This is a genomic window from Reyranella sp. (assembly GCF_050185545.1).
In the GTDB taxonomy this organism is placed as follows: domain Bacteria; phylum Pseudomonadota; class Alphaproteobacteria; order Reyranellales; family Reyranellaceae; genus Reyranella.
Genome location: NZ_JBFWZI010000145.1, coordinates 1 through 19404, shown reverse-complemented (window position 1 = coordinate 19404; position 19404 = coordinate 1). Strand labels below are relative to the sequence as shown.

The following is a 19404-nucleotide window of genomic DNA, read 5'->3' as shown; positions in this document are numbered from 1 at the left end:
CGCTCTTCTTGTCGATTGCACATCCCATGAGCGCCATCGGAGTGGCGCGCTCCTCCCAGCAATGACCCCTCCGCCTGCCTGCGCGAAGCCGAAGCGGCTTCGCTTCGGCGAAGGCAGGTTGCCGTATGACGGCGACGCCTCCCCAGCGGAGCTGGGGAGGAGAAGAGCCTGTCTTCACCCCGGCAACGCCAGCCGGCGCGTGATGCCGATCGTGTCGAGAAAAAACTCGTCGTGGCTCACCACCAGGAGCGCACCGTCGTAGGCGTTGAGGCCGGCCTCCACGGCGGCGATCGAATCGAGATCGAGATGGTTGGTCGGCTCGTCGAGCACCAGCAGCGACGGCGGCTTCACGCCGAGGACGCAGGCGAGGCCGGCGCGCAGCAGCTGCCCGCCGCTCAGGCTGGACACGACCTGAAGCGCCGCCTCGGCCCGGAACATGAAGCGGGCAAGCGCTGCCCGGCAGGCATTGTCGGCCGACTGCGGATTGAGCCGGCGAAAATTCTCGTGGATCGACCGTGACGGATCGAGCAGGCCGACCTGCTGGTCGAGCACGGCGAGATCGGTCATGACCTCGACGCTGCCGCGCTGCGGCGCCAGGCGTCCCTCGACGAGACCCAGCAGGGTCGTCTTGCCCGAGCCGTTCGGTCCGACGACGGCCACCCTTTCCGGCCCGACGATGTCGAACGACAGGTCGGCGATGAGCGGCCGATCGACCTCGTGGGAGAAGCACGCCGACTCGACTCGCATCACTGTCTTGCCCGCGGGCAGGCCTGTCGACGGAACCTCGACCGACAAGGGCTGAAGGACCTCGATCCTGTCGCGAGCGGACTCTGCATCCGCCAGGGCCTGCACGCGGCGGCGCTCGGCAAGCCGCGCATTGGCCCCGCCGGTCTTCTCGCTGCGGTTCCTGAGAGCATTGAGCTGGATTCGCGGGATGTCCGCCTTCTCCCGTCGCCGCGTGCCGGCGCCGTCCCTGCGCGCCTGGCGCTCCGCCGTCGCCTGCGCGCGCCGGTCGATGTCGGCAACGCGATTCTCCGCCGCCGCCAGATCGTGCCGGGCGGCCGCAAGGGTAATGTCCTTCTGCTGCCGATAGTGGCTCCAGCCGCCACCGTAGCGCGCCACCCCGAGCGAGCTCAGCTCGACGATGAAATCCATCGCGTCGAGCAGCTCGCGGTCATGGCTGACGACAAGGGCGCCGGCGCGCCATCCTGCCAGCAGATCGATCACCATCCGGCGCCCCGCACGGTCGAGATTGTTCGTCGGCTCGTCGAGCAGGAGGAAATCGGGCTTGCCGAAGATCAGTCCCGCCAGGGCCGCGCGCGTGCGCTGGCCGCCCGACAAGGCCATGAGCGGCGTCTCGGGCCCTGTCTGCGCGAGGCCCAGCCGGCCGAGACACGACGCCATGCGCCTCCCGAGCGTCCAGTCGACACGCACGAGATCATCGGCGGCGAGCTCGCCGGCTTCTGCCCGGCGCAGCAGGGCGATGTCGTCGGCTGCCTCGAACAGATCGGCGACCGTCTCGGTCGGTCCGACCTGGATCGCCTGGCGCAGGACGCCGAGCGTGCCCTTCACCGTGACCTGGCCGGCGAGCGGCTGCAGGTCTCCGGACACCAGCTTCAGCAGCGTGGTCTTGCCCACGCCATTGCGCCCGACCAGCCCAGTGCGGCCGGCCTCGAAGCCGAGATCGAGATTGGCGAAGAGCGGCCGACCGTCAGGCGTCGACCAGGACAGATCTGCAAGAGTGATGGAAGCGGACATGATGACGGAGTTCCCCTGACGCAAGACGCTGCGGTGTTGCTGCCAGGTGGAAATTCATCGCCCCAGATCCTGTCCGATTTGGCCTGGCCGAATAAGGTCTGTGACCATCACAGGCCCCATGTCGGCGGCGCCGAACATAGGGGCGCAACAGTCGGCATTCAAGACGATGCATGGTCCGTCTGACCCCATCAGCGCCTTCGAGCAACAGCGACCATCGAGATCGACTTCACACTCGAGGCGGGGCTTTGTTGCTTGCATAACTCGGCCACCTGGCCTGAGATCCCGATCCGAATCGTGTGGTATCGCCCGCCGACGCGTGATCTTCGGCGGCCGCGAAGCGGGAAGAGGAAAGTCGAGGCGTGCCGCGTCGGCGCGAGCGCAACTGCTCGGTGGCGCGCACCCTGGACATCGTATCGGACACTTGGGCGTTCCTGATCATTCGCGAGGCGTTCTTCGGCACCAAGTCATTCGAGGCGTTCCGGGCCGCACTCGGGATCCCGCGAGCAACCTTGACCGATCGGCTCCGGAAGCTGACGCGCCTGGCGATATTTCGACAGGCTCCCACCGAATCGCCACGGCGGCACCAATACCGGCTGACGCAGATGGGCTTCGATCTCTATCCGAGCCTGATCGCACTGATGCAATTCGGTGACCGGTGGCTTGCCGGCACGAAACCGCCACCTCTGACCCTGGTTCACATGACTTGCGGGAGCGACAGCCATCCCATCGTCTCGTGTTCCGCCTGCTCTCGCGAGGTGCGAGCGCGGGACGTGAACTACAGCGATGGCCCGGGCGCAGGCCGAACCATTGCCAGGCCGGGACGAAACACGAGGCGGGCATCCGACGGAAGCCGTTACCTGACCGGCCGGCCGAGCTCCGTCTCCCGTGCCCTCCAGGTCATCGGCGACAAATGGACCTTCATGGTGGTTCGTGAAGCCTTCTTCGGCAGGCGCCGCTACGATCACATCCTCTCGGAGCTGGGAATCGCGCCCAACATCCTGACCGACCGGCTGTCACGCCTTGTCGAACAGGGCGTGCTTCGCCGCCACCGCTATCAGAGCGCGCCGGAACGCTACGAATATCGGCTCACGGAGATGGGGCTGGATCTCCATGGGCCGTTCGTCGCCATGCTCGCCTGGGGCGATCGATGACTTTCGAACGGCAAGCCGCCGCTGATCCTGCGCCATGCCGCCTGCGGACACGCCTTTCGCGCCGAGGTCATCTGCGATCGATGTCGCAAGCCGATCGTCGCCGCCGACATGAAATACCGGCTGGCCTACGACCCCAAGGCCTATGGTGCCCTGGGCCCGCGCTCGATCGGGTGATCCTGCGTGCTCAGCCGCCAGTCGTCGTGCCGCCGTCTGCGACCAGGGTCTGACCCGTGATGAATGCGCCAGCCTTGCCGGCCAGCAGCACCGCCAGCCCCGCGATATCGTCGGGCTGCCCGAGGCGGCGCAGCGGCGTTGCCGCCTCGCGCTCCGCGCGCCTCTTCGGATCCTCGTACAGGGCTCGGGCAAAGTCGGTCGTGATCAGCCCGGGCGCGATGGTGTTCACGCGGATGTTGTCGGGCCCGTATTCGGCGGCAAGATTGCGCGCGAGCTGCATGTCGGCGGCCTTGGAGATGCAGTAGGCACCGATCACGGTGCTGGCGCGCAGGCCGCCGATCGACGACACGATCATGATCGAGCCGTCCTTCTTCGCACGCATGTCGGGCAGGCACTGGTTGATCAGCCACATGTTCGACAGGATGTTGTTCTGCATAACCTTCATGAACACATCGTCGGGCAGCTTCTCGTTCGGTCCGTAGTACGGGTTCGAGGCGGCGTTGCAGACCAGCACGTCGACCGGACCGAGCTGCTTCTTCGTCTGCGCGATCAGGTTCTCGACCTGTGCCTTGTCGGAGATGTTGCAGGGGATGACGGTGGCATCGCCGCCGGCCTTGCGAATCTCTGCCGCCGCCTCCTCGCAGACCGGCGCCTTGCGCGAGGACACCACGACCTTGGCGCCGGAGAGCGCAAGATGCATGGCGATCGCCTTGCCAATGCCCTTGCTCGATCCGGTTATGACGGCGACCTTGCCGGTGAGGTCGAAAAGCGGCGATGCCATAGTGTTCCCTCCGAAAATCCAGGCAGTGATTACAGGGTGCGTACGATCGTGTGAAGGCGGATCACGAAGCCGACCCGACCCACCCTACAACGAGCTCGACACCCGTGATCTTCTCATGCGGACCGCGGGCGTCCCGCCCGCTCATGTTCATGATCATGAGCGGGCGGGAAGCCCGCGGTCCGGAAGAGCATGATTGCGCCGAAACCTGTCCGCGAAATTTCGCTCCACTCCGCCGGTCACACCATGCTGAAGCCGCCGCTGATGCTCAGGACCTGGCCGGTGATCCAGGCCCCCGCATCGGACGCCAGGAGCGCGACCATCGGCGCCACGTCGGACGGCTGGCCGAGGCGGCGGATCTGATAGAGCTTCACCAGCTTGTCGCGATTGGCCTCGACCCAGCCTCGGTCATGCGCCGTCTCGATGAGACCGAGGGCAAGCGCATTGCAGGTCACGCCCGAGCGACCCCATTCCCGCGCCAGCGACTTCATCAGGCCGATCGTTCCGGCGCGCGCCGCGGCGACGATCGCGAGGCCGGACTCTCCCACGCGCGAGGAGTCGCCCACGATCGAAATGATCCGCCCTCGACCGGAGGCTTCGAGCAGCGGACCCGCGGCGTGACAGCAGTGAATCGCGCCATAGAGGCAGGCATCGATCTGCTTTCGCCATTCCTCGGGCGTCGAGTCCGAAAAGCGCTTGCGTATGACGTAACCCGCGTTGTTGACCAGGATGTCGAGACCGCCGAGGTCCGACTTCACCTGGGCGACCATCGACCGTACCTGGCCGAGGTCACTGACGTCTGCCTTGTAGGCGTTTGCCCGGGCGCCGGCCTTTGCAATCTCGGCGGCAACAGCCTCGGCCTCGGCCTTCGAACTGTTGTAGTTGATGGCTATGCTTGCGCCCGCCGCGGCCAAGGTACGGCAGATGTCGGCGCCGACGTCGCGGCCGCCGCCGGTCACCAGCGCGACCCGCCCGGAAAGATTGGTCATATCAGCTTCCTCTCGAGAGACTCTTCGCGTTCTGGATCAATCGGAATATCCGTTCGGGCGTCGCCGGCAGTGTCGACACGCCGATGCCCAGGGGAGAAAGCGCGTCGGAGATCGCATTGGCGATGGCCGCCGGCGCGCCGATCGTGCCGCCCTCGCCCATGCCGCGAAAGCCGCCGGCTGCCGCCGAAGCGCTCTCGACATGCACGACGTCCATCGCCGGCGCTTCAACGGCGGAGGGAATGACGTAGTCGGCCAGGCTGGCGGTCAGAAGCTGCCCGTTGTCGTCGTAGACGAGCTCCTCGTAGAGCGCTGCGCCAATCCCCTGCACGACGCCGCCATGGACCTGGCCATCGACGATCATCGGATTGATGATCCGTCCGCAATCCTCGGCGACAACGTACTTCAGGATCTTGACCAGGCAGGTCGCCAGGTCGACCTCGACAAAGGCAAGATGGGTCGCGCCCGCGGTCGTTCCGTTGATCGGGTCGTAGGTGTAGCTCGCTTCGAGCTCCTCCCGAGCCTCCACGGGCAATGTCCTCATGTCGGAATAGACCGCCTTGGCGATCTGGCGGAACGACACCGCCCTGTCGGTCCCCGTCACCGTCGCCTTGCCGGCGACCACGTCGATATCCGCCGCGCTGGCCTCGAGCAGGTGCGATGCGACCCGCTTGATCTTGTCGCGCAGGGCCAGCGAGGCATGCTTCGCCGCACCGCCGCCGAGCACCGCGCTTCGGCTGGCGTAGGTGCCTGTCGACATCGGGACCTCGCCGCTGTCGCCCTGGATGACCTTGATATCCTCGAACCTGGCGCCGAGGTCGTCCGCGACTATCTGGGCGAGCGTGGTCTCCAGCCCCTGCCCATGGGAAGCGACGCCGAAACGGGCGGTGATCGCACCGGTCGAGTCGATGCGGATCTTCGCGGTCTCGGATCCAGTATTGATGGGCATGCCCGGCGCCACCGCGATGCGCGAGCCGATGCCGGTCAGTTCGGCGTAGCTTGCCAGACCTAGTCCGAGATAGCGGCCGTCGCGGCGTGCACTCTCCTGCTGGCGCCGCAGGTCCTGGTAGTCGGCCACCTCCGCGGCGGCCTCCAGACACTCCTGGAATCCGGTCTTGTCCCAGATGATGCCGGACGCGATCCGATAGGGGAATTCCTCCTCACGCACGAGATTGCGCCGCCTGATCTCCAGCGGGTCGATCCCGAGCGCCCTGGCGCCCATGTCCATCAGCCGCTCGGTCACGAAGGCCGAGATCGGCCGTCCGACACCCCGGTAGGGACCGGTCGGCGGCTTGCTGGTCGCCACGCCGCGGACGGCCCCGCGATAGGATGGAATCCTGTAGGGGCCGGGCAGAAAGCTTACGACCTGGACCGGCTCGAGTCCGGAAGTCCACGGATAGATCGAGTAGGCGCCGACGTCGCCGATCACGTCTGCCTGCAGGGCTACGGCGACACCGTTCTCGTCGAAGCCCATTTCGGCATCGACGATCTCGGAAAAGGCCTGGCTGCTGCTGGCGATGTCCTCGAACCGATCGGCCGTCCACTTCAGCGAGCGCCGCAGCTTTCTCGCCGCAAAGCAGAGAAGGATTTCTTCCGGATAGAGCGAGCCTTTCGACCCGAAGCTCCCGCCGACATCGGGGGCGACGACGCGAAATCGGCTGCCGGGCAGATCCAGCGCATCCGAGATCGCGTCCCGGACGATCCCCGGAATGTTGGAGGCGGTGTAGAGCGTGACCGCTTCGCTTCTCGCGTCAAACTCGGCCGAACAGCTGCGCGGCTCCAGCGCGAGCGGCGCCTTGCGGGTCATCCGGAAGCGGTCCCGTACGCGTACGTGTGCTGCGGCGAGATCGGCTTCCGCGCCCCCCTTCCTGAACTCGCGGGCCACGAGAACGTTCGTCCCGGCTTCGTCGTGGAGCAGCGGTGCGTCCGCCGAAAGATTGGCCTCGACATCGGCTGCCGCGCCGAGCGGCTCGTACTCGATGTCGATGAGCTCGAGCGCGTCCTCGGCCTCATAGCGGGTCTCCGCCACGATCGCGGCCACCGCCTCCCCGACGTAGCGGACCTTGCCCGTCGCCAGGGGCATGATCGGCGTCGCGTAGTAGTTGGGCATGCGCGAATAGGGAATCACCGGCTTGCATTCGCCGGCCAGATCCTCGGCGCGATAGACCGCGACGACACCAGCGCCGGTTATCGCCCTTTCGACGTCGACCCTGACGATGCGCGCGTGCGGCCTGTCGCTGCGCCTGAACGCCACGTGCAGCATGCGAACGGCATTGCGATCGGCGGTGAATTGCCCGTTGCCGGTGAGAAGCCTGGGATCCTCCGTGCGCAGGATCGGCGCTCCGACATGCCGCGGACGGGCGACATCGGTGGGACGCGCGAAATCCTCCTTGCTCATCGAGCTCGGCTCCGGCGCCCGGCGTTCGGGGAATGCAGCTTCATGGGCGCTTGCCCAGGGACTCGGCAGCCGCGCGAATGGCGGCGACGATATTCTGGTAACCGGTGCAACGGCACAGATTTCCCGAGATCCCCTCGCGGATCTCCTGGTCGGTGGCCAGCGGCCTCTTCGCAAGAAGGTCCATGCCGGTCATCAGCATGCCGGGCGTACAGAAGCCGCACTGAAGCCCGTGCTTCTGCCGGAACTCGGTCTGCAGCCCGTTGAGCGCGCCGGGCGTTCCGAGACCTTCTACCGTGGTGATTTGCGCGCCATCGACGCGAACCGCGAGCGTCAGGCACGACCGCACGCTATCGCCGTTCACGATGATCGTGCAGGCCCCGCACACGCCATGCTCACACCCGACATGAGTGCCCGTCAGCCCCAGAGTGTCTCGCAGGAAATCCGACAACAGCATCCGCGGCTCGACGGCCGATTCATGCCTGCGTCCGTTGACCGTGACGGCGATGGCCCTCCTCACGTTGCCTCCCCGACCGTGCGCGCCCAGGCGGTCGCGAGCGCGCGCTGGGCAAGCGCTCCAATTAGGCTTCGACGGTATTCGGAGGACCCGTGAAGGTCGGAGGGAGGGGAAACCGAGTTCCGAACCGCTTCGGCAAATCGCGCCGATGCAGCAGCTTCGCGGCGTGTGTTCACCAGCGCCGCTTCCGCATCCCGAAGACGCCGTGGCGTGTCGTCGATCCCCATGGCGCCGACGCGGGCGGCACCAATCACGCCCTCTCGGCACTCGATCGAGAGCGCGATGCAGGCCAGCGCGAAGTCGCCGAAGCGTCGCGAGACCTCCTCGAACCCCCACCCCACGGAATGGAGAACGGGAAATTCCACCTCGTAGACGATCTCCTCCGCCTCCAGGCACGTCGTGAGCGCCGCGACGAAGAATTCCTCTGCCGGGATGGCACGTGCGCCATTCGGTCCACGGGCCCTGATTGTTGCGCCGTGGAACACGGCCAGCATCGGCAGCTCGGCCGCCGGGTCGGCATGGGAGATGCTTCCACCGATCGTGCCCCGGTTGCGTATGGCGAGATGGGCGACATACCGCATCGCGGCGGACATGACGGGGAGCTTGCGGGCGAGCAGTTCCGACTGCTCGAGCTCGACATGCCGGGTCAGCGCGCCGATGGCGATCGTCTTGCCGCGGTCCTCGATGAACGACAGGCCCGGCACCTTCATGAGGTCGACGACGAGCGCCGGCCGCGACAGGCGAAGGTTGAGCAGCGGCATCAGGCTCTGACCGCCCGCCATGACCTTTCCCTCGCCGTTGGCGGCCACCAGGGCCTTGATCGCGGCATCCAGGGTCGTTGGCGCGACGTAGTCGAACCTGGCCGGCTTCATCGCCTCGCTCTCGATTGTGTTCGAGGCCATTGCCTGGTTTCGGTCTCGCGCACCGGCATACTCTCGCCTCTTTTCAGCGACACTTTCTTCTGCCGCCGATACTACTGGAGGTCGGCTTGATCAAATTCATCGCAATTTTGCAGGTCCCTTGCATAACTAGATTTGGCATGCTTGACCGTCAAGGGAGCATGGAGGTCGTCATCTTGCTCCGATAATGGGTGAGACGGGACGCGGACGCGAAGCCATCCGTCGTGGTGCGTCGGGGGCGGTGCGCGCCATGACGACGGCGATGTCGGCGACGCTGGCTGCCGAGGAGAACCACTTCTCGCCGTTCAGCCTGTACTTCTCGTTGCCGACCTTGTCGGCCCGGCTGCGCATGCCCGTGGCATCGGCGCCGGCCGCCTTCTCGGTCATCGAGTAGCAGATGCGCTTCTCGCCGTTCAGCAGCGGCTTCAGGAACTTCTCCTTCTGGTACTCCGTGCCATGCTCCAGCAAGGTAAGCATCGTGGCGTCGTCGGGTCCCTGGGTGTTCACGGAGAGGGCGCCCAGATGGCTCTCACCCAGCTCCATCTGGACCAGCGCGTTGGCAAGTGGACCCAATCCCATGCCGCCATGCTCTCTGGGCATGAACGGGCACCACAAGCCTTGGGCGCGCGCCTTGGTGCGCAGCTCGGCGAGAACGGTCTTGTAGTCCTCGCCGTTCAACGGACGCGGCTTGGCCGGCACGCACTCGTCGTGCCCCAGCGATGCACCCTTTCGCGAACGGCGTTCGCGCTTGGGATCGCGTGGTTCGCCCTGGCCGGCCGCCATCGGCTGGTGCTGGCGCCGGAGGAGGCTTTCGCGATCGGCGTGTCAGCGCCGGAGTGACGCCGCTACCTTGGCCTCGCGCGCGCGCTCTTCGAGCGAGCGCGCCATCTGCTTCTTGAAGCGCTCCAGATCGGCGCCACGCAACGACACCGCCTTGAACTCCGGGTGCGTCGTCGGATTAACCGCCTTGCCTTCGCTCTGGACCTCGAAATGCAGATGCGCCCCGGTCGAACGACCGGTGCTGCCGACGAAGCCGATCACGTCGCCGCGCGACACAGGCGTGCCAGCCGTGAGGCCTGGCGCAAAGGACGACAGATGGCCGTAGACAGTGAACAGCTTGCCGGCGTGGTCGATCTGGATCCAGTTGCCGTAACGACCGTTGGGTCCGACGCCGACGACGACGCCCTCGGCCGCGGCATGGACCGGCGTGCCGGTCGGCGCAACCAGATCGACGCCGTCGTGCATGAACAGCGCACCCGACGAACGCTTGGGCGCCGCGCCCTTCGTGAGCGACATCTTCCAGGTGCCGTCCGGATTCATGTAGATCGGCACCGCACCGATCGGCGCCGCAGGCTTGCCGTAGCCGACGGCGCCCGTGGGCAATCCGGGCGGCAGCGACGAACCGTTCCGCTGCTTGGGACCGCCCATCGGCGCCGGCTTTCCGGTTGCCGCGAGCGGTCGCGGCTGCTCGAAGGGATCGGGCCGCAGGCCGAAGCCCGACGAGATCGAGATGACATCGAGCGGCATGCGCATCGAGGGCGCCACGGCCGCCTGGGCATTGGCGAGCCAGAAGCCATCGCCCTGGTCGCGCGTCCGGAAGCGATGAATGGCGATCGTCCCTTTGGACCTGGTGCGCAGCTCGGCCCACAGGACACGGCCGACATCGATGGCCACGCCCTCCGCGGTGAAGGCCTGCTCGTAGCGCACGTGCAGTCGATCGCCGGTCCGGATATCCCGCTCGAGATCGAGAGCGCTGGCGAAAGCGCGCCGCGCTTCGAGCATCGTCGCCGCAGGAACGCCCGCTTCGGCGACGGCCGCGTCGAAGGTGTCCAGCACCAGGCTGTCGACGGCTATCTCGCGGGTGAAAATCTGGTAGTCGGCGAGGCGCTGCGCCTCGTCGGCGCTGCCCAGCATGAATTCCTCGGCGGCGCGGGCTTCGGCGGGGCGCGCCTCCTCATCGGCCTGACCGGCGAATGCCAGGCCACCAGCCAACCACGCGACGATTGCCGCAGCGAGCGAAGCTCTCTTCATTGCTCCTTCGGAGGATCAAGGTCGCGATTGGGCGCCGGCACACCGCGCGGCGAAGGTCAGGTGCGAGAAGTGTAGCCAATCAGGGCGACGGTTTCCAGCCCTTGGCCCGACGCTCGGCCTCGGCAATTTGCGCAGGGGTCATGCGCTTGGCGAGGGTGGCGAGGTCCTTCCTGGCCTGATCGAGCCGCTCCTGGTTCTTGGCAGTGTAGGCCTTGATGGCCAGCGCAAGCCATTTGTAGGCCTCGATGTCGTCGCGCGGAGGAATGCCCTCGCCGAAGCCCAGCATGAAGCCAATGTCGTTCTGGGCGCGCGCATAGCCCTGCTTCGCCGCCAACAGGTAGAGGCGCGCCGCCTCCTTGTGGTCGCGCGGCACACCTTCGCCGCTCCAGTACATCGCCCCCAACAACGTGCGCGCCTCGGCATTGCCCTTCCCGGCCCAGATCTTCCACAGCCGGACCGCGGTTGGCATGTCCTTGCGTTCGTAAGCCGCCGCCGCGGCGCGCATGTCGGCCTCGAGGGACGCCTGGGCGACGGCCGGCGTCGCAAGCCAAAGGAGCGCGATCAACGCGCAGACGATCGTTCTCATGAAGCGGCATGGTATTGCTTCATTGCGGGCGCGAGAGCAAATGCCTGTGTGATCGACGATGATCGCGCCACTGGAGTGGCGGGATCATAGCCCCTAATCAAACTTGGCCGGGCCCACAAAGTCCTCACCCTGAGGAGGTCGCGCAGCGGCCGTCTGGAAGAGTGGGCAACAGAATCGAGTGCTGCGACATCGCTTTTCCAGCAATCTCGTGTATCGCCCATCCTTCGAGACGGCCGCTGCGCGACCTCCTCAGGATGAGGACTTTGCTGGACCGGCCAACGTTAGCGCCTATGAGTGGCGCGCCCCAGCATTGCCACTCCGGCGTGCGCGCCGGCCCTAGCCAAGGCGGTAACCTATCAATTACATTACACAACGGGAAAGGGAATCACGGCGGGTGATCGTCGCGTGGGAACGGCGGGCGTCGTGCTTGGGTATTTCGGGATTGTCCTGGATATCGATTCACGACGGCCTCGGGGTGTTGCGCCGGATCTCGAAGTGGCGCTATGCGCCGGCGGGCGAGGCCTCGACGGAAGCCGGATCCACCCTGGTTCGCACGTCTTCCGTGCATCTCGTCCTGCTCGCCATCCTCCCCGTCGGACTGGCGATGTGGGCGATGCTCAGTCCCGCCATCGTGCTGTCGAACGACATGACGTGGGATTTCGTCTACAATCTTTCCGGCGCTTGGCATCTGTGGAACGGCCAGGCGGAGCACCTCGACTTTCACGACCCTCTCGGGCTGCTGAGCTTTCTTCCGACGTTGTTCGGCTTCGAGTTGGTCGGCCTGAGTCCGGCCGCCTTCCTGGTGGGCGCCTCCCTCGTTTCCGCGGTCGCCTTCGTGTCGGCCGCGCTGGCGGCGATGCGCCGGCTGCCGCTGGTGCCGGCTGCCTTCTTCGTCGTCTTCGTCAGCCTGCTGCCGTTGCGGCCGGCCAATGTCGGAGAAAGCCTGACAGCCTACACGTTTGCGATGTCCTACAACCGCTACGGTTGGAGCCTGCTGGCCGTCCTGACGCTGATCCTGTTCGTCCCGCCGCGAGACGATCGCCGCCTCGATCTGCTGGACACGGCCATTGCCGGCCTTCTGCTCACGGCTTTCTTCTATCTCAAGATCACGTACTTCGCCGCCGGCCTCGCCCTCGCCGTCCTGGCGGCGATAGTCAGCCCGCATGTGCGCCACCGCCCGGCCGTGCCGATGATCATGGCGGCGCTGATCGTCCTCAACGCCGTGGCGCCCTGGAACCACGCTTATCTGGCGGACATCCTCGATGCCGTCGAAGCCGGCGCGGTGCGCAGCAAGCTGACGTTTCACGTCAACAACTTCTTCACCAATGTCGAAGCCAGTGCCGCCTATGTCGCTGCGGTCCTGTTCGCCGCCTGGCTGTGGTGGCGGGGTCTGGCCTCGCTGCGCCTGCCGGTCGCCGTCGCCGGAATATTCGTCGTCGCCCTGTTCGTGCTGTCCCAGAACCATCAAACGCATGGCCTGCCGGCCGCGATCGTCATCGCCTTCCTGCTCTACGACCATCTGCGCCGCCGCAGCGACGTCATGGCGTCGGCGGCACCGGTCCTGATGATCTTTCCGCTTTTCGTGGTGGCGGCTTCCGCGATCAGCATCTGGGCCTATCATGTGCGGGCGCAGGACAAATCCGATCTGCAGGTCGTCGCGCAGACAAACCTCAAGGGCCTCGCCGTGCCGATCGAGCGCAGCGGGCTGCTCGACGCCTTCGCCGCCGGCAAGCCGAGTCACGCCCTGCTCAACTGGTCGCGCGCCCTGCAGCCGCATGTCGAGCTGACCGCCACCGAGTATGTCGACACGATCATCGAGGCGGCGCACCTGCTGGCTGACGGCCAACACCGCCCGGGCGGTGTCGTCGTGCTCGACCAGGTGAACCCGTTCCCCTTCATGCTCGGGTGGGTGCCTCCGCGCGGCGGCAACCTGTGGTCTGCCACGGGCGCGCCGGTCCGTCCCGCCAGCGAGGTCTTCGCCGATGCCGACTACGTCCTGATTCCCAAGTTTTCGACCGACGCCGCCTGGACCGAACGTGCGGCGAAGGCCTACACCGAGCATCTGTCGAAGCACTATCCCAAGGTCGAGGACACACGAAGTTGGGCCGGCTCGTCCCCCGGCAGGCACCCGCCTCCGGTCTCGCGGCGTGCCCTGATCGCCGGCGCAGCGGCCCTTGCCACTCCGGCAGTCGGGCGCGACCAGCCTCGCCTGCAATCGGTCAACCTGCTGCTCGACTGGCAGCCGACGCCAACCTACGCGGGCTTCTTCCTCGCCCGCGAATGGGGGCTGTTCGCCCACCGCGGCCTGGAGGTCGCCCTCTTCGAGGGACGTGGCGCGGTGGTCTCGACCCAGATGGTGGCGTTCAGCAGCGAGTACTGGATCGGCGTGTCGAGCGGCGTCGCCTCGGCCATCGGCCGCTCCCAGGGCCTTCCGATCAAGAGCCTGAGCGTACTCTATCGCAATACGCCGTCGGTGATCTTCTCGCGCGCCGAGCGCGGCATCGTCGTGCCGACCGATCTCTACGGCAGGCGCATCGGCCTGGTGCCGGGCAGCGTCACGGTCGAGGAATTCCGCGCCTTCCTCGCCGCCCAGCACCTCGATCCGGCGCGCATCGCCACCGTCTCCGTCGAACCCGCGGCGGCACCTTTGTTGGATGGCCGGGTCGACGCCCTGATCGACTACGAGGAGAACCTGCCGTCCGAGCTGCGCGCCGACGGCCGGCAGATCTCGGTCCTGCGCCTGGCCGACGCCGGCGTGCAGCTCTACAGCCTCAACATCATCGCACGCGAGGAGGCCTGGGTGTCGCCCGACACGCGCAGCATCGCGATCCGGGTCGTCGAAGCGGTCCAGGAAGCCTACAGCCGGCTTCAATTCGCGCCGGCGGCCGCGATCGCCGCCTTCGCACCGCTCTATCCCGCATTCTCACGGCCCTACCTGTCGCAGGCCATGTCCGTGATCGTGCGCCAGCTCGGCCACCAGCCGCTGGGACAGCAGACGCGCGAAGGCTGGCAAGCGACGGTCGACCAGCTGGCCCGGCTCGGCCTGCTAGCCCGCCCGGTGACGCCCGACGAGGTGGCGGGCGACCTGCTGCCGTCCTGAGCGCAGGCTCTTCCGGACCGCGGGCGTCTCGCCCGCTCGTCTCATGTGCGGGCGAGACGCCCGCGGTCCGGTAGAAGCCGATTGGCGAGGACGAACACCACGGTCGTGTTGGCGATCATGGCGAGGCTCAGGACGGCGATGGCGCCGACGTCGCCGCTTTCCTTGAGGTCGAAGATCAGGACCGACAGGACCTTGGTTTCCGACGTGAACAGGATCACCGCTGCCGACAACTCGCGAATCACGGCGACGAACACGAAGCACCAGGTCGCGATCACGGCCGAGCGCAGCAGGGGCGCGGTGATGTCGGCCAGGGTGCGCAGCCGCGAGGCGCCAAGCATGCGACCGGCCTCCTCGAGCTCGCTGTGCACGGAATGGAAGGCCGAGGAGAGCTGCTGGAAAGCGGCCGGCAGCTCGATGGTGACGAAAGCGATCAGCAGGATCCACAGCGTGCCGTAGAGCGTGAGCGGCGGCCGCGTGTAGGCGAGAAACAGCCCGACACCCAGCACGATGCCGGGAATGGCAAGCGGCGCTGTGGCGAGGAACGACAGCACGCGATGGCCGGGCACGGCGCGACGCGCGACGATGTAGGCGATCAGCAGGGCGAGCAAGGCACCGAGCGTCGCCGAAGCGGTCGCCAGCAGGAACGTGTTCTTGAGCGCCGGCATGGTCGAGCTGAGCTCGAGGAAGGCGAAGCGCACGTTGTGCAGGGTCATGGTCTCCAGAGTCACGAGCCGGGAGGCAACGCGCGAGAAGGCGGAATTGAGCAGCGCCGCGTAGGGCAGGAAAAGCGGCATGGCGAGCACCAGCAGCGCCAGGGCCGCCGCCGGCCAGCGCAACCGGCCGAGCCGCACCAGCCGCGGCTCGCCGTACTTGCCGCCCAGCACGGCGTAGCCGCGCCGCCCGAGGGCGATCGATTGTGCGCGCAACAAGGCGATGGTGAGCACCAGCAAGGGCAGCGAGGCGGCGGCCGCCAGCTCGGGCTTGGGCGGGAACTGGAACAGGCTCCAGATCCGCGTCGTCAGCGTGTGGAAGCCCGCGGGGATCGCCAGTATGGCGGGCGAGCCGAACAGGTTCAGCGCCTGCAGGAAGGCGACGAGCGCGCCCGCCAGCAGCGTCGGCAGGGCGAGCGGCACGGTGATGCTGCGCGCGGTCTGCCATGTTCCGGCGCCGAGCATCGACGATGCATCCTCGAGCTCGCCGGGCATGCGGTCGAGCGCGTTGGCGACGAGGACGAACACGTAGGGAAATGTGTAGCAGGCGATGACGAAGATGAGGCCGGGAAGATTGTAGATGTCGATCAACGCCTCGTCGGAGGGCATGCCTGTGAGGCTGCGCCACAGCTGGTTGAGCAGGCCCGAGTTGGGCGCCGCCAGCATCTCCCAGGCGATGGCGCCGACGAACGGCGGCGTCACCAGCGAGGCCATCACCAGGGTACGCACGGTTCGCCGGATCGGCATGTCGCTGCGCGACACCAGCCAGCCCAGCGGCGCCGCGACCAGGCAGCAGAGCGCACTTACCGAGAAGGCGATGATCAGGGTCGTGATCAGCGGGTCGACGAAGCTCGGATCGGTGAACAGGGCGACGAAGTTTGCCATGGTCGGATGCCCCGCCCTGTCGCTCAGGCTGTAGGCCACCAGCCATCCCATCGGCAGGACGATCATGACCGCGAGCAAGGCGGTGACGGCGATCAGGGTCGGGCGGGAGAGGTCGGGCAGCTGCAACCTGCGGCTACCCTCCGGACGGCGCTCGACCAGGACCGTCATTGCTGGGAGCGCGCCACTCCGATGGCGCTCTTCGTGTTGATCACACATCCCATGAGCGCCATCGGAGTGGCGCGCTCCCAGCTCATGAGCGAGCGGGACGCCCGCGGTACGGTAGACAATCTCATACCTTGAACAACTTGGTATAGCGCGCCTTGATGTCCTCGGCCTGGTCGGCGACCGCGGCGGCATCCTCGCGCAAGAGCTTGATCTCGGAGAGCTTCTTGCGGTCGGTGCGATCCTTGACCAGCGGATGGGCCGAGCGCAGCGCGCCGACATCGATGTTGAGCTGCTGCGCGGCGGCCGACATCGACCAGGCATAGAACAGGCGCGCGGCATTCGGATTGGCGGCGCGCGCCATCACCGCCGACGGGCCGGTGATCAGGGGCGTGCCTTCGACGGCATAGACCTCCTGGATCGGCTCCTTGCGCGCCTTGATGAGGGTGACGAGATACTCCGTTCCGTCGGCCATCACCGCCCGCTCACCCTGCGCCACCTTCTTCGGCGGATCGGCCGCCGACTGCACCTGCATGACCTTCTGCTTGGCAAGCTTCTCGAAGTAGCTCCAGCCGAGGTCGCGGGAGAGCTGCTGCGTCGCCGTCATGATAGTGCCGGAATAGCCCGGATGCGCCTTGACGATCTTGCCCGTCCATCTGGCGTCGAGCAGGTCGACGAACCCTTTCGGCGCTTCCTCCGGCTTCACCAGGTTGGTGTTGTAGGCAACCGGCACCAGCGTGATGCGCCACGAGGCATACATGCCGTCGGGGTCCCAATGCGCCTTTGGATAGTGCTGCGCCACTTCCTCGGGCAGGAAAGGCGCCAGCATCGAGGCGCGCTTCCAGACGATGAGATGGGCGGCGTCGGAGCTGTTCACGACGTCGCAGACATAGATCTTGCTCTGATACTCCTGGCCGATGCGCTGGTAGATGCGTTCGGCGCCGGAGCGCTCGACCTTGACGGCGACACCTGGATAGGCCGCCTCGAAGGCCTTGGCGATCTTCTCGGCGACCGGCAGGTCGACCGAGGTGTACCAGGCGAGCTTGCCTTCCTTCTTCGCCGCCTCGATCAGCGCCGGCGTGATCTTCTGCGCCTCGGGCGCCGCCCTGGAGGACGTCACGACCGAGAACGAACCTGCGAGGGCCGCGCCACCCGCCAATGCGCCACGCCGAGTCAGTTGCTTCGCCATGTCATGCCTCCGCCAATGCCCTTACCTGTTCCGCCGGCAGGTGCAGCCAGACCCGCGCCCCGACTGCGATGATGCGGTCCGGCGGTGCCGTCACGCGCAATTCGGTCCTGTCGTCGAGCTGCACCGTGTAATCGCGCGCCGCGCCGAGGAAGACCTGCCGCACCACCACCGCCGGCAGGCAGTTGTCGTCCGCAGGCGGCGCCACCTCGGCCTTGATGGCGATCTCGTGCTGGCGCACCGAGAGGGCGGCCGGGCTGCCGGCGCGCAGCGTCCGTCCGGTCGTGCGCAGGACCGCGCCGGCAATCGCGACGCGGGCGTCATCGACCGCCATGCCGCGCAGGATGTTGGCGCCGCCGATGAAGCGCGCCACGAACTCCGAGCGCGGCTGGCCGTAGATCTCTTCCGGCGGACCAAGCTGCTCCACCCTGCCATGGTTCATCACGGCGATCAGGTCGGCCGTGGTCATCGCCTCGGCCTGGTCATGGGTCACGTAGATCGTGGTGTAGCGATAGCGGTCGTGCAGGCGGCGGATCTCGAAGCGCATTTCCTCGCGCAGGTTGGCGTCGAGGTTGCTGAGCGGCTCGTCGAGCAGCAGCGTCTCGGGCTCGACCACCAGGGCCCGCGCCAGCGACACGCGCTGCTGCTGGCCGCCGGACAGCTCGCCGGGATAGCGGTCCGCCAGCAGCTCCAGACGCGCCGTCGACAGGATGGCCGCGAGCTTGGCGTCGATCATGACCTTGTCGAGACGGCGAATCTTCAAGCCGTAGGCCACGTTCTCCGCCACGGTCATGTGCGGCCACAGGGCATAGCTCTGGAAGATCATCGACATGTTGCGGCTCTCCGGCGGCACCGTGCGGGCCGGCGAGGAAAGCACCTTGCCGCCAACGACGATTTCGCCTGCCGAAGGCTCGATGAAGCCGGCGACCAGGCGCAGGGTCGTCGTCTTGCCGCAGCCCGACGGGCCGAGCAGGCAGACGAGTTTGCCGTGCTCGATGTGGAGCGACACGCCATCGACCGCGACGGCCTCGCCGTAGCGCTTGCCGAGGCCCTTCAGTTCGACTGAGGCCACATTTCCTCCCTGCGACCCACCTTATGGCAAAGGCGGTGCGCGCGCTATATTGCCGGCCATTTCGGAAAGGTCGGCATCATGCAGGAACAGAAAATCTATGGCCGGCGCGAGGGCGCCGTGGGCCACGTCGTCTTCAACAACCCGGCGAAGCTCAACGCCGTCTCGCTCGACATGTGGGACGGCTTCGTCGGCGTTCTAGAGGACTACGCGAAGGACCCGGCCATCCGTTGCGTGGTGGTGAGCGGCGCCGGCGGCAAGGCCTTCGTCTCGGGCGCCGACATCTCCAAGTTCGAGAGCGAGCGCGCCAACGCAGAGGCGCAGGCGCGCTACGAGACCATCTCCAAGCGCGGCTACGAGGCGCTCTACGAATTCTCCAAGCCGACCATCGCCAAGATCACCGGCTACTGCATCGGCGGCGGCATGAACCTCGCGGCCTGCTGCGACCTGCGCTACTGCAACGACGGCGCGCGCTTCGGCGTGCCGGCCGCCCGGCTCGGCCTGGGCTACGGCTTCCTGCGCATCGAGCGCCTCTCGCGCATCATCGGCCTGCCGCGCGCCATGGAGTTCCTGTTCACGGCCAAGCAGTACTCGGCGCAGGAAGCGCTCGACATGGGGCTGGTGCACGGCGTGACCGCCACCGACGATCTCGATGCGATGGTCGACGGCATCACCTCGGCGATCGCCCAGAACGCGCCCCTCACCATCGGCCTCGCCAAGGCCGCGGCGCGCGAGATCGCCAAGCCAGAATCGCAACAGGACCATGCGCGGCTCGCGAAGCTCGCCCAGGCCTGCTTCGACAGCGAGGACTACAAGGAAGGCCGCCGCGCCTTCATGGAAAAAAGAAAGCCCGTCTTCCAGGGACGATGATCCCTTCATCCTCCCCAGCTACGCTGGGGAGGTGTCGCCGTCATACGGCGACGGAGGGGTCATGCTCATGCGGACCGCGGGCGTCTCGCCCGCTCGACTCAGGAGCGGGCGAGACGCCCGCCGGCCAGAAAAACAAGACCCCACCCC

Annotated in this window: 15 protein-coding genes; 3 read left to right on the top strand and 12 right to left on the bottom strand. The window is 66.8% G+C overall.

The window, feature by feature from the left end:
- Window positions 1-174: 174 nt before the first annotated feature.
- Entirely contained in the window at window positions 175-1758 is a 1584-nt protein-coding gene (locus tag AB7O82_RS28180) for an ABC-F family ATP-binding cassette domain-containing protein (protein WP_428549439.1), read from the bottom strand.
- A 359-nt stretch (window positions 1759-2117) separates the two neighbouring features.
- Here AB7O82_RS28180 and AB7O82_RS28175 point away from each other — a divergent pair, with 359 nt between their 5' ends.
- Complete coding sequence (locus AB7O82_RS28175; RefSeq protein WP_428620723.1) at window positions 2118-2909, top strand: winged helix-turn-helix transcriptional regulator; 792 nt, start codon at window positions 2118-2120, stop codon at window positions 2907-2909.
- Between the two features lie 184 nt (window positions 2910-3093).
- On the opposite strand, the gene AB7O82_RS28170 is transcribed toward AB7O82_RS28175, so the two are convergent.
- The 8 genes from AB7O82_RS28170 to AB7O82_RS28135 all read right to left on the bottom strand — a co-directional run bounded on the left by AB7O82_RS28170 (window position 3094) and on the right by AB7O82_RS28135 (window position 11275).
- Complete coding sequence (locus AB7O82_RS28170) at window positions 3094-3864, bottom strand: SDR family NAD(P)-dependent oxidoreductase (RefSeq protein ID WP_428549441.1); 771 nt, start codon at window positions 3862-3864, stop codon at window positions 3094-3096.
- Window positions 3865-4100: 236 nt separating this feature from the next.
- Window positions 4101-4850 carry an SDR family NAD(P)-dependent oxidoreductase gene (locus AB7O82_RS28165; protein ID WP_428549442.1) on the bottom strand — a complete coding sequence of 250 codons (750 nt, stop codon included), beginning with the start codon at window positions 4848-4850 and terminating at the stop codon, window positions 4101-4103.
- A 1-nt stretch (window position 4851) separates the two neighbouring features.
- Entirely contained in the window at window positions 4852-7245 is a 2394-nt protein-coding gene (locus AB7O82_RS28160; RefSeq protein WP_428549444.1) for a xanthine dehydrogenase family protein molybdopterin-binding subunit, read from the bottom strand.
- Between the two features lie 40 nt (window positions 7246-7285).
- A complete protein-coding gene (locus AB7O82_RS28155; protein ID WP_428549446.1) occupies window positions 7286-7762 on the bottom strand; it encodes a (2Fe-2S)-binding protein in 477 nt (158 codons plus the stop codon).
- Window positions 7759-8631, bottom strand: a complete 873-nt coding sequence (locus AB7O82_RS28150; protein WP_428620725.1) for an FAD binding domain-containing protein — start codon at window positions 8629-8631, stop codon at window positions 7759-7761. The genes AB7O82_RS28155 and AB7O82_RS28150 overlap by 4 nt, the downstream gene beginning before the upstream one ends.
- 198 nt (window positions 8632-8829) lie before the next feature.
- Window positions 8830-9441, bottom strand: coding sequence for an acyl-CoA dehydrogenase family protein (locus AB7O82_RS28145; protein WP_428549450.1), 612 nt, complete (start codon window positions 9439-9441; stop codon window positions 8830-8832).
- Between the two features lie 42 nt (window positions 9442-9483).
- Window positions 9484-10689, bottom strand: coding sequence for a M23 family metallopeptidase (locus AB7O82_RS28140; RefSeq protein ID WP_428549452.1), 1206 nt, complete (start codon window positions 10687-10689; stop codon window positions 9484-9486).
- 79 nt (window positions 10690-10768) lie between these two features.
- Complete coding sequence (locus AB7O82_RS28135) at window positions 10769-11275, bottom strand: tetratricopeptide repeat protein (protein ID WP_428549454.1); 507 nt, start codon at window positions 11273-11275, stop codon at window positions 10769-10771.
- Window positions 11276-11750: 475 nt separating this feature from the next.
- Between AB7O82_RS28135 and AB7O82_RS28130 the strand changes: the two genes are divergently transcribed.
- Window positions 11751-14375, top strand: coding sequence for an ABC transporter substrate-binding protein (locus AB7O82_RS28130; RefSeq protein ID WP_428620721.1), 2625 nt, complete (start codon window positions 11751-11753; stop codon window positions 14373-14375).
- Window positions 14376-14416: 41 nt separating this feature from the next.
- On the opposite strand, the gene AB7O82_RS28125 is transcribed toward AB7O82_RS28130, so the two are convergent.
- From AB7O82_RS28125 to AB7O82_RS28115, 3 genes are all read right to left on the bottom strand, one after another.
- The gene (locus tag AB7O82_RS28125) at window positions 14417-16138 is read right to left on the bottom strand and encodes an ABC transporter permease (protein WP_428620719.1); all 1722 of its coding nucleotides are present in this window, start codon (window positions 16136-16138) and stop codon (window positions 14417-14419) included.
- A gap of 121 nt (window positions 16139-16259) precedes the next feature.
- A complete protein-coding gene (locus tag AB7O82_RS28120; RefSeq protein WP_428620718.1) occupies window positions 16260-17321 on the bottom strand; it encodes an extracellular solute-binding protein in 1062 nt (353 codons plus the stop codon).
- A 1-nt stretch (window position 17322) separates the two neighbouring features.
- Window positions 17323-18390 (bottom strand): ABC transporter ATP-binding protein, encoded by a 1068-nt coding sequence (locus AB7O82_RS28115; RefSeq protein ID WP_428620717.1) that lies wholly within the window; start codon window positions 18388-18390, stop codon window positions 17323-17325.
- Between the two features lie 78 nt (window positions 18391-18468).
- Between AB7O82_RS28115 and AB7O82_RS28110 the strand changes: the two genes are divergently transcribed.
- Entirely contained in the window at window positions 18469-19257 is a 789-nt protein-coding gene (locus AB7O82_RS28110; RefSeq protein WP_428620716.1) for an enoyl-CoA hydratase, read from the top strand.
- Window positions 19258-19404 lie beyond the last annotated feature (147 nt).

Bases quoted from the DNA above. Each gene is read 5' to 3' on its own strand.
- AB7O82_RS28180 (WP_428549439.1), bottom strand. From the start codon at position 1,758: ATGTCCGCTTCCATCACTCTTGCAGATCTGTCCTGGTCGACGCCTGAC.
- AB7O82_RS28170 (WP_428549441.1), bottom strand. From the start codon at position 3,864: ATGGCATCGCCGCTTTTCGACCTCACCGGCAAGGTCGCCGTCATAACC.
- AB7O82_RS28165 (WP_428549442.1), bottom strand. From the start codon at position 4,850: ATGACCAATCTTTCCGGGCGGGTCGCGCTGGTGACCGGCGGCGGCCGC.
- AB7O82_RS28160 (WP_428549444.1), bottom strand. From the start codon at position 7,245: ATGAGCAAGGAGGATTTCGCGCGTCCCACCGATGTCGCCCGTCCGCGG.
- AB7O82_RS28150 (WP_428620725.1), bottom strand. From the start codon at position 8,631: ATGAAGCCGGCCAGGTTCGACTACGTCGCGCCAACGACCCTGGATGCC.
- AB7O82_RS28145 (WP_428549450.1), bottom strand. From the start codon at position 9,441: ATGGCGGCCGGCCAGGGCGAACCACGCGATCCCAAGCGCGAACGCCGT.
- AB7O82_RS28140 (WP_428549452.1), bottom strand. From the start codon at position 10,689: ATGAAGAGAGCTTCGCTCGCTGCGGCAATCGTCGCGTGGTTGGCTGGT.
- AB7O82_RS28135 (WP_428549454.1), bottom strand. From the start codon at position 11,275: ATGAGAACGATCGTCTGCGCGTTGATCGCGCTCCTTTGGCTTGCGACG.
- AB7O82_RS28125 (WP_428620719.1), bottom strand. From the start codon at position 16,138: ATGACGGTCCTGGTCGAGCGCCGTCCGGAGGGTAGCCGCAGGTTGCAG.
- AB7O82_RS28120 (WP_428620718.1), bottom strand. From the start codon at position 17,321: ATGGCGAAGCAACTGACTCGGCGTGGCGCATTGGCGGGTGGCGCGGCC.
- AB7O82_RS28110 (WP_428620716.1), top strand. From the start codon at position 18,469: ATGCAGGAACAGAAAATCTATGGCCGGCGCGAGGGCGCCGTGGGCCAC.